The sequence below is a fragment of the Sphingomonas sp. ERG5 genome, from assembly GCF_000803065.1.
Classification (GTDB): domain Bacteria; phylum Pseudomonadota; class Alphaproteobacteria; order Sphingomonadales; family Sphingomonadaceae; genus Sphingomonas.
In genome coordinates, this window is the sequence record NZ_JSXI01000034.1 from 1 (window position 1) to 2799 (window position 2799).

Here is a 2799-nt window from a genome sequence, read left to right on the forward strand (position 1 = left end):
GCCGATCTGCGTATAGCCGATCACCAGTGACGATCCGTCGCTCTGGGTGATGCCGGTGATGCGCTGGCTCGTGCCATCATAGCTGATCGTGGTGGTGTAGACGTCACCATTGGCAATGCTGCCGTCGAGCGGGGACTGATCCACCTTGATCGTGCTCAGCCGGCCGTTCGTATCATAGCCGTAGTAGACCCGGGTCAGCGTCGGTGTACCGCCGGTGCCAGGGGCATAGGTGTCGATCTGATTGAGGCGGCGGGTAACGGTATCGTAGTTGAGCCTTACATATTCCTCGTCAAGGCCGCTAATCTCATTGATCTGGGCAATCTTGTCGAGCAGCGCGGTAGCACTGTTATCGGTGTAGGTATATTTGACGATATTGCCGTCCTGATCGACGCTGCTCTCAAGGCGGCCGAAAAACGTTTCGTTGTACCTTTCCTTCAGCTGGGTATCGCCATCGGTCCAGGTCCAGGTCGTGCCGGTCCTGGTCAGCGTATCATAGGCCCCCGCGCCATCGGTCGTGACATAAGCGCCATAGGCGTTATTCCAGCCATAGACCGTCTCCGACCCGTCCCAGTCGGTGCGTGTCACCGTCGTACCAGCCGCGCCATAGGTCCCCGACAGACCGTAAACCTTGCGGTACCCGCTCGGACGCCAGTTATCGCCATTGTCGGGCTGCCCGCTCGCCTGGCTGTTGTAACTGTTATTGACTTCGATATCGGTCCCGCGGCCGACCAGAAATTCATCCGCGCGCGTGACGAACAGATTGCCGTTGGCGGCATTCACATAAACCTGCTCAAGCGCACGCCCCAGCGTCGCCGACCCCAGCAGACCAGACCCGCCAAGCACCCGTGCAGAGCTGCGCTCGATGCCCGTGCCGGCCCCGGTGAAGATCGCTACCATCTGTTTTATTCCCCGCATCGAGACCCGCGCGCAGACTGACGCGTCGTCTCATCACAAGGTGATCAGGAATATCTCCCGATTGTTTAGCTGTTTTTTGTGAATTCCTTCTGAGCGCCGCCCGCCGCAATGCCGGCAGCATCCAAGCAGGACAAAGCAGGGATGTAGAGGCCCCACGGATCGCTCGACCATACGCTCCTCCAACAATGGCATGTCATGAGCAGCACCCACGATCAGGTTCTATAAAAGTGGCCATCAGCCAGGTTGCCGCAGCAGGCGGCAAAGCGGCGGCCGAATTGGCGAAAACAGTCGCAACGTAAAGCCATGGAGACGTTTTTGGGGATGCCGAATGCGTGACGCTGGTCACGGTTAGCGTCAGCCGGTCCCCAGCTAAGGGCGTAAGCGCCGATATCTTCGCCGCAGCGAATGATTCCCCCGCCTCCCAGCGTCCATTTCATCTCCGGTATCCGTTCAAGCAGCTGCTCCTCACTCAGGAGCCACCAATCGTCTTCAAATGCGGTAGCATCGTATGCCATAGTCATTCGTCCCAAACGAAGCGGCATAAGAACAGTAGAAGAACCTTTACTCCTTGACACCAGACCGAGAACGTTGGGCTGAAGCGCTGGCGGTCGAACGGCAGCACGGCGATCGTGCGCCGGCCTTCATTGCCGAGCGGGCCGCCGCGCTTGCCCTGGCTGGCGATATCGCTGGAATTGCGCGATGGATCGCGGCGAGGATCGACCAATTGCGAGGCGTTGACGTGCAATCTCTATAATCCGCGTGTCGCGCGCGAAGAACACGGGGTATTCCAAAGCAACCGAGGACTGACGCAACCAACTCTCCGTCGAGCGGGATTTTGCCGCGCCGGGGAAGCCGGGTGAGCGAGCCAAGAGAGCTAACCGGCATTGCGGTGGGCGGCGTTCAGAAGGAGTTCGCAAAAAACAGCTAAACAATCGGGAGATATTCCTGATCGCCTTGTGATGAGACGGTGCGTCAGTCTGCGCGCGGGTCTTGATGCGAGGGATAAAGTCGATGGTAGCGATCTTCACCGGGACTGGCACGGGCATCGAGCGCAGCTCTGCACGGGTGCTTGGCGGGTCTGGTCTGCTGGGGTCGGCGACGCTGGGGCGTGCGCTTGAGCAGGTTTATGTGAATGCCGCCAACGGCAATCTGTTCGTCACGCGCGCGGATGAATTTCTGGTCGGCCGCGGGACCGATATCGAAGTCAATAACAGTTACAACAGCCAGGCGAGCGGGCAGCCCGACAATGGCGATAACTGGCGTCCGAGCGGGTACCGCAAGGTTTACGGTCTGTCGGGGACCTATGCCGCGGCCGGTACGACGGTCACGCGCACCGACTGGGACGGGTCAGAAACGGTCTATAGCTGGGATGCGACCTCGGGCGCCTATGTCACCACCGACGGTGCGGGGGCCTATGATACGCTGACCAGGACCGGCACGACCTGGACCTGGACCGATGGCGATACCCAGCTGAAGGAAAGTTACAACGAAACGCTTTTCGGCCGCCTTGAGAGCAGCGTCGATCAAGATGGCAACACGATAAACTATCAGTACACAAACAGCACTTCTAGTGCAGTATTAAGTATTATCAGCGACTCCAATGGAGAATATGTATATCTTCGATACGATACAGCCACCGGCAGGCTCAATCAAATCGATACTATTTTACCGGGTGTCGCGCCAACGATCACCAGAACCTATTATGGCTATGATACGAACGGTCGTCTGAGCACGATCAAGGTGGATCAGTCCCCGGGCGACGGCAGCATTGCCAATGGTGACGTCTACACCACCACGATCAGCTATGATGGCACGAGCCAGCGCATCACCGGCATCACCCAGAGCGACGGATCGTCACTGGTGATCGGCTATACGCAGATAAGC

4 protein-coding genes are annotated in these 2799 nt (G+C 58.5%); 2 read left to right on the plus strand and 2 right to left on the minus strand.

What is annotated here, in order from left to right; genetic code table 11:
- Window positions 1-897, minus strand: an 897-nt coding sequence (locus OO12_RS13585; protein WP_034159258.1) for a hypothetical protein, incomplete at its 3' end; no start/stop codon positions are given.
- Window positions 898-1127: 230 nt separating this feature from the next.
- Window positions 1128-1436, minus strand: a complete 309-nt coding sequence (locus OO12_RS13590; protein WP_082006524.1) for a hypothetical protein — start codon at window positions 1434-1436, stop codon at window positions 1128-1130.
- A gap of 47 nt (window positions 1437-1483) precedes the next feature.
- Between OO12_RS13590 and OO12_RS29410 the strand changes: the two genes are divergently transcribed.
- Both OO12_RS29410 and OO12_RS13600 read left to right on the plus strand, forming a co-directional pair.
- The gene (locus OO12_RS29410; RefSeq protein WP_082006525.1) at window positions 1484-1669 is read left to right on the plus strand and encodes a DUF6961 family protein; all 186 of its coding nucleotides are present in this window, start codon (window positions 1484-1486) and stop codon (window positions 1667-1669) included.
- A 257-nt stretch (window positions 1670-1926) separates the two neighbouring features.
- Window positions 1927-2799 (plus strand): hypothetical protein (locus tag OO12_RS13600; protein ID WP_034159261.1); only part of this gene is annotated, 873 nt, incomplete at its 3' end.